The sequence below is a fragment of the Pseudomonas sp. KB_15 genome (genome assembly GCF_052114525.1).
Lineage (GTDB): Bacteria > Pseudomonadota > Gammaproteobacteria > Pseudomonadales > Pseudomonadaceae > Aquipseudomonas.
The window spans coordinates 1-7130 of sequence record NZ_JBFREX010000084.1 but is presented as its reverse complement, the minus strand read 5'-3'; the positions used below and the strand labels follow the sequence as shown (position 1 = coordinate 7130).

Here is a 7130-nt window from a genome sequence, read left to right as displayed (position 1 = left end):
ATCCAGTTCCCAGCTCCAGTCCGGCTGCTTCTGCGACACGGCTTCACGAACCTTGGCTTGCGCTTCGCGGGTCATCGGCACAAACGCTGCCAACTCGGGATGGTGTTGCAGTTTATGGGAGTAGCTTGAGGTATCGACCGGCCATTCCGGCAGGCGACCTGCAGGCTTTTCGTTGGCGGCGGGACCAATCCAGCGCTTGAGGGCCGCTCGTGCTTGTGTTCTCTGGCGAATCAGATCGTCTTGCTGCTCTGCCAGTTGAGCCGCCTCCTGCTTGGGTGTCACGGCATCAGCAGGTTGAGCGCGGCCACCGGCAATCCGGGCGCGGACGGTCTCGGTCAGCAGGCGGTTTTCTTTGTAGAAGTCCTGGAACAGCGCATCTTTACGCTCAACCGAGTAGCTGCTGATCCAGGCCAACGCCGTAGACTGGCGTACCTTCAGACGCTCGACTCGACGCTCTGCCGCAGCGCGATCAACGGCTGCATCGGCAACTTCAATGCGCGCTTTGCGCTTGGCGCTGTTCGGCATTTCTTGCCTGACCCCGACCATTTGCATGGTCATGAAGTCCTGGTCGATGCTCCAGCGATCCGGACCACCCACGGGGTAGTTCTGCACACCCAGCAGCAGCTTGGGGTCAGGCAGTTCACCGGCTGGAATGGCTACGCTGCTGGCAGCTTGAATTTTGGCGTCTTGTGCCGCTAGCGACGGAGCATTGTTTTCCGCCAGCCGCAGCGCTTCGTCGAGTGTCAATGCACCAGCGAAGCTCGGCAATGCCAGTACGCTTGCCGCCAGACCGGCCACGAGGGACCAACCCGTGCAATAGCACTTGGAGTTCATGTTTACGATTCCTGTGATGATCCACTGCACGCACCAAAAGACATGCGCACAGCTATGCCATCCCGCTAAAACGGAATGAGGCTCAATGTGGGACAGGAATCAAACGCGAGGCGGTCGCCATACCCCGGACGGGGTCGATACAGGCATGGAATCGCTGGAAGAGGAAAGCACTACAGGGCTGTACAACGCAACAGGTGGTTTGCTGATCGAGACTTGCAGCATACCGCCAGTCTTGCATTCCTGGCCCGGTTTGCAGGGCTTGCCGTGCTCGGTCGGGCTTTTCATATCGTTGCAGCAGTCCATCCCCATGTCGTCCATCATCGCCATGCCCATCGTCTTCATCGGGCAAGGTTCTGTCGGTGCCTGAACGCCCGCCATCCCGCTGAGGGGAAGCGCCAGGCTAATCACGAAAATGAGGCAAAACCGCAGGTAGCGTTTCATGGGGTTGGAGTGTAGCCGTGAGAAATAGTACTAACAATCAATTGAACGCACGCCCTCGGTTGCCTTGGGCAAGGTGCCGATTGCGCGTGATATCAGCGAATCAATATTAAGCCAGCATTACTGACACCAAATAGTTCGTCAGCCCGCTCACGGGATCACGTCGCATGGGCAACCGGGCAGCTTCGGCAAGRCTGAACTAGCTTTACCTGCAAGCCGCGAGTGCCTGGAGTTCTTCCTGCGTTGGCATCGCAACGAGCGGCACCGTAAGCCCGTTTGTACGCGGCACTTTTTGGAGAAAAGCTGTGCTCAGCATTAGTCTCCTGGCTTTATTCCTGATAGCGGCCCACTGCCTGCGGGCAAGGAGTTGTGATGCGCGCCACAGCGTTTTCGGTCGGTGGACCTGCCCCCTGGTTCAATTGCCGCACCCAGCAAAGAGAGTGCTTTTCTTTCGACACTATTGCCGGTCGGTATGTAGTGCTTTCTTTTTTCGGTTCTGCGGCCGATCCCGCATCAATGAAAGTTCTGGAAGGTGTTCGGGCCCATCGCCAGCGGTTCAATGACGATCACGTCTGCTTCTTTGGTGTGTCCGTAGATCCAGATGATGAAAAGCTGAAGCGGGTAGAAAGTTCGATACCTGGCATGCGCTTCATCTGGGACTTCGATCGGTCAGTCAGTGAGCTCTACGGTACATTGCAGCCGGACGGCAGCATCAGGCAAATGACCTACGTGCTGGATCCTGCACTACGTGTCCTGGCCATCGTCCCGATAGAGACACCGGTTGATAACCATGTACCCTCGTTAATGCGCTTTCTGGATAGATTACCCGCACTGGCGCCGCCACATGCCGCCACTCCACACGCACCAGTCTTGGTGATTCCCCGGATATTCGAGCCCAAACTGTGTAAAGCACTAATAAGTTACTACGACGAACGTGGCGGAGAGGAATCCGGGTTTATGGTGGAGCAGTCGGGCAAAACCGTCCACATCACCGACCATGGCCACAAGCAACGTCGTGACTGCACTATTGAAGACAAGGCTCTATCCAAAGCATGTTCGTTGCGTATAGCCAACCGTCTGCTTCCACAGCTGCATAAAGCGTTCCAGTTCAATGCGACCCGAATGGAGCGCTATCTGGTGGCCTGCTACAACAGCGAGGAAGGCGGGCATTTCCGGCCCCATAGGGATAACACCACGAAGGGCACAGCGCATCGCCGTTTTGCCGTTTCCCTGTTTCTTAATTCGGGAGAGTACGAAGGCGGTTTTTTGCATTTTCCAGAGTTTGGAAACGCGCTTTACAGTGCTCCAGCAGGAGGAGCTGTGGTGTTTTCGTGTTCACTTTTGCACGAAGCCACTCCTGTAACCCAAGGTCGCCGTTATATGTTTCTCCCGTTTCTATACGATGATGCCGCTCGCGTCATTCGAGAAGAGAATCGCCCATTTCTTGGCAGCTGACTCGGGTGCAACACAACCAAATTCTGTGTAGGCAGAAGGCGTGTTGCAGATGAAACAGAGACCGCGAATCTATTACACCGAAAGCCAGAAAAAATTGATGTGGGATCACTGGCACAAAGGCGACTGCTCTCCAGCCAGCCTCGCCAGAATCCTGTTTCTGAAGGACGGCTTTTCAAACACTGAAACCAGAGCTAATGTAGCCATCACTACAGAATAATTAGTGATCTCTACATGTCCAATTGGCTAGCACTGATTCTCGGCTTACCCACCGCCAATGCCACCGAACGCATGCGAGCCTGGCGTGCTCTGAAAACTGCTGGTGCGGCGGTCCTGCGTGATGGTGTCTATCTCTTGCCTGATACCCGTGTCTGTCGCGAAGCGCTCGCAGCTGTCGAGCGCGACATCCTGGCCATCAACGGCACCGCATTTATCCTGCCTGTCACAGATCCTGACGGTGAGCGTTTTGTCCAGTTGTTCGACCGTAGCGATGACTACGGCAAGCTACACGCAGAGATCGAAGAATGCCGTGGGCAGCTCAATCCTGAAAACGCATTGGCCATCACGAAACAGGTGCGCAGACTGCGCAAAGCCTACGACCAGCTGACCAACATCGATTACTTCCCTGGTAAGCCGAAGCAGCAGATTGACGCAGCCTTGCAGGAGCTTGAAATTGCCGTCAGCAGAGCCCTGTCTCCAGACGAGCCACACAGCCGCAACCAACCCATAACAGCACTCAACCGTGACGATTATCAGGGGCGTGTCTGGGCAACCCGCAAGCGTCCTTGGGTTGACCGCCTGGCCTGTGCCTGGCTGATCCGTCGCTTCATTGACCCTGACGCTCAGATCCTCTGGCTGGACACTCCACAGGACTGTCCGGGCGATGCGTTGGGCTTCGACTTCGATGACGCGGCTTTCAGTCATGTCGGCAACCGCGTGAGCTTCGAAACCTTGCAAGCCAGTTTTGAGCTTCAAGAGTCCGGCCTGAACCGCATTGCGGCTTTGGTGCATTACCTCGATGTCGGAGGCATTCAACCGGTGGAAGCTGCCGGCATCGAGCGCGTGCTTGCGGGGCTACGCGAAACCATTATCCACGACGACCATTTGCTGGCTGCTGCGAGCGCCATCTTCGACGGACTGCTCGCCGGATTCGTGAAAGAGGAACAACCCAATGAGTAAGGTTTTGGCATCAGCAGTTGAAGATAACCTGTCGAAGCCTGAACCGATCAGTTTGCGTGAGGCATTCTGGTTCTGGCTGAAGCTGGGGTTCATCAGTTTCGGTGGGCCAGCAGGACAAATTTCGATCATGCACCAGGAGTTGGTAGAGCGGCGGCGCTGGATATCCGAGCGCCGGTTCCTGCATGCCCTCAACTACTGCATGTTGCTGCCTGGGCCGGAGGCCCAGCAGTTGGCAACCTATATCGGCTGGCTGATGCATAGAACCTGGGGCGGAGTGATTGCGGGGTCACTGTTTGTGCTGCCCTCATTGTTCATCCTGATCGCTCTGTCATGGATGTATATCGCGTTCGGCGAAGTGCCCGTGGTGGCCGGGCTCTTCTATGGGATCAAGCCCGCCGTGACGGCCATTGTGGTGCAGGCGGCCCATAGGATCGGCTCTCGGGCTTTGAAAAATAATTGGCTGTGGGCGATAGCGGCGGCGTCATTCACCGCCATCTTCGCGTTCAATGTTCCGTTCCCGCTGATTGTGCTGGGAGCCGCATTGATCGGTTACGTCGGCGGACGTCTGACGCCCGAGAAGTTCAGAACCGGTGGCCATAGCGCTACGGAAAAGTCCTTCGGCCCGGCCTTGATCGATGATGACACCCCCTCCCCGGAACATGCCCGGTTCAGTTGGTTGAAACTGGCAACGCTGGCATTTATTGGCGCCGGGTTATGGGCGTTACCAATGGGAGTTTTGACTGTTGTCTTTGGCTGGGAGGGCACCTTGACCCAAATGGGTTGGTTCTTTACCAAGGCAGCGTTGCTGACCTTTGGTGGAGCCTACGCTGTGCTCCCGTATGTCTACCAAGGCGCGGTCGGTCACTATGGCTGGCTAACCCCGACTCAGATGATCGACGGCCTGGCTCTGGGGGAAACCACACCTGGCCCGCTAATCATGGTGGTGGCCTTCGTGGGTTTTGTCGGGGCCTATGTCTCGCAAGTATTCGGGGCCGATCAGGTGTTTCTGGCTGGCGCTGTCGCGGCAGCCTTGGTGACATGGTTCACCTTCCTGCCCTCGTTCCTGTTCATCCTCGCGGGTGGCCCGCTGGTGGAGTCGACCCACAACGAACTCAAGTTCACTGCGCCACTGACCGCCATTACCGCCGCAGTGGTTGGAGTGATCCTCAATCTGGCGTGTTTCTTCGGCTATCACGTGCTTTGGCCAAAGGGTTTCAGCGGCAACCTCGACTGGCCTTCAGCGTTGATCGCGATCGGCGCCGCGATTGCCTTGTTTCGCTTCAAGCGGGGCGTCATCCAGGTGTTGATGGGCTGTGCGCTCGTCGGCTTGGCAGTGCATCTGCTGCACTAGAGAACACCCGTTGATTCGCAATCTCTGGCGGGCATTGGGCTCGCCCGATCACCCAGCCTACTGAACTAGGCAGGAGGTGTCTGATGAGGTGGGTTACCCGTGAACGACCCAAGATTGACCGTATTGCCTGTCCCTGGCTAATCACCCGGTTTATTGATCCTCAGCCCGAGTTTCTATACGTGCCCAGCGGTGATGTGCTGCGGGTTGCAGCGCAGAAAGATGCAGTTCCCTACGACATTCCGGGCATTGAGCTTACCCACGAGGGCGAATTGTGCAGCTTCGATGCGTTTCTGAAAAAGTACCAACTCAATGAGCCTGCGTTGCAGAATCTGGCCAGGATCGTGCGCGGTGCAGACACTTCACACTTGGAACTGACCCCACAATCTGCCGGGCTGTACGCGATTTCACTAGGGTTATCGCGGTGCTTTGCCGACGACCATGAAATGCTGGCACACGGTCTGATCATGTATGACGCGCTCTACACCTGGTGCAAGGAATGCCAGGATGAATCACATAACTGGCCTCCACAGATGTGAGGAAACCCACTAACCGAAGCCCAGCCTGGCACTGGGCTTTCTACATCGGTGACAGTGATCGTCATTTGGCTGATTGTTGCAATGGTAAATCTCTGCAATGGGTCGATTTCAGCCCTCCGGGACAGGCAGTAATCGGCCAATACCCGATGTTTCTCCCCAGGCTCGATAGCAGGCGTTTTCGGTCCATGTACTGTCACAACCACCGCGCGAAAAATCCGTCATGACATGTCATGACCTCCTTCAGAAATGGACTTTGGCCAACAAATCCGGGGGTTAAAGGACGAATGGTCGAGAGGCGTCAAGCGCGGGGAATTGCCGGGAGTTTGCAGCCACTACAGGCTTTGCAGGCGGGCACGTTCGTCGCGGTAAAGTGAACTTCACGCTCACCATGTGTCACATTAAGTCCCCGTTAAGCGAACTTCAAAAGAGGTACAGCCTTATGAATATAGCTACAGTAGTAAGTGCCGTGATTTCCAGTCTCGCGCCAAGTGTGTTTGACCAGAACGGCCTGCAAGAACCCGGCGCGCATGTCTCAGCCGTCGAATACCACTACGGAATGGACATCGATGTAAAACGGGTACTGCAACGTACCGATACATCCGACAAGACCGGCGTGGTACCGGTGACCCTGGTCTACGAAGACAGTGAGGGCGAAGTTCACAAGATCCGTTTCCTCGAATGGGGTGGAAGCCCCGCCGACCCCACCAGCATTGCCTGATCCGCCCGTCGATCGGGTTCTGGGCCTCGCCGGCCCTCCAGAAGCGGAAGTTAAACCTCATATGCACTCAGTGCGAATGATGTTTTTTGTTACCTGAAAATTGACATGATCGAATGATTAAAAGTTCATTCGCGAAACTCACCATTATCTTGCCAGCGTAATGCCGCAAGATTAACTGATAAAAATTGCTGGATCTAAATGGCAGTCAGCAACGGTAAATTCCAATCAAGCCGTGCCGATAGCCATGTTGATTCACTATTTAAGCCAAGAGGCAACCATGGAACTTAGTATGCTTTCTTCGTCCACCGTGGAATATKTGCGYTTGGGCGTTGTATATTTYCATCTTATCGCCTGCTGTGTGGCAATMGGGCTGGTTTTGACCAGTGACATTGCAATGGTCAAGCAACTCCTGAAGGGAGATGCATCAGGTCACCAYGATGACGCGCACATGGAAAGTCTTCARAAAACCGTATCGCTTGCACTTGTAGCKCTTTGGATTACGGGCATTGGTATTGTCGGGATCGATTATGCCGGCAAGGGRATGGAGTATTTCCTCAATCCAAAACTGCAAGCCAAAATCGGCATCGTTGTGCTGTTGACCTTTAACGGTTTCCTGTTGCAT

7 protein-coding genes and 1 pseudogene are annotated in these 7130 nt (G+C 55.4%); 6 read left to right on the top strand and 2 right to left on the bottom strand.

Annotated elements, in window-relative coordinates:
- Together AB4Z35_RS29520 and AB4Z35_RS29515 are read right to left on the bottom strand one after the other, a co-directional pair.
- Positions 1 to 834 (bottom strand): TolC family protein (locus tag AB4Z35_RS29520; protein ID WP_442101093.1); only part of this gene is annotated, 834 nt, incomplete at its 3' end.
- 99 nt (positions 835 to 933) lie between these two features.
- Positions 934 to 1275, bottom strand: coding sequence for a hypothetical protein (locus AB4Z35_RS29515; protein WP_442101092.1), 342 nt, complete (start codon positions 1273 to 1275; stop codon positions 934 to 936).
- Between the two features lie 369 nt (positions 1276 to 1644).
- On the opposite strand from AB4Z35_RS29515, the gene AB4Z35_RS29510 reads away from it, so the two are divergent.
- The 6 genes and pseudogenes from AB4Z35_RS29510 to AB4Z35_RS29485 all read left to right on the top strand — a co-directional run.
- Positions 1645 to 2727: a 2OG-Fe(II) oxygenase gene (locus tag AB4Z35_RS29510; protein ID WP_442101091.1), complete on the top strand. Its 1083-nt coding sequence runs from the start codon at positions 1645 to 1647 to the stop codon at positions 2725 to 2727.
- Between the two features lie 231 nt (positions 2728 to 2958).
- Complete coding sequence (locus tag AB4Z35_RS29505) at positions 2959 to 3903, top strand: chromate resistance protein ChrB domain-containing protein (protein WP_442101090.1); 945 nt, start codon at positions 2959 to 2961, stop codon at positions 3901 to 3903.
- On the top strand, positions 3896 to 5254 hold the full coding sequence (gene chrA, locus AB4Z35_RS29500) for a chromate efflux transporter (protein WP_442101089.1): 1359 nt from the start codon (positions 3896 to 3898) through the stop codon (positions 5252 to 5254). Before AB4Z35_RS29505 ends, chrA begins: the two co-directional genes overlap by 8 nt.
- Before the next feature lie 83 nt (positions 5255 to 5337).
- Entirely contained in the window at positions 5338 to 5790 is a 453-nt protein-coding gene (locus AB4Z35_RS29495; protein ID WP_442101088.1) for a chromate resistance protein ChrB domain-containing protein, read from the top strand.
- Positions 5791 to 6229: 439 nt separating this feature from the next.
- A complete protein-coding gene (locus AB4Z35_RS29490) occupies positions 6230 to 6508 on the top strand; it encodes a DUF2790 domain-containing protein (protein ID WP_008000866.1) in 279 nt (92 codons plus the stop codon).
- Between the two features lie 277 nt (positions 6509 to 6785).
- A pseudogene (locus tag AB4Z35_RS29485) lies at positions 6786 to 7130 on the top strand (hypothetical protein); the annotation flags it as partial.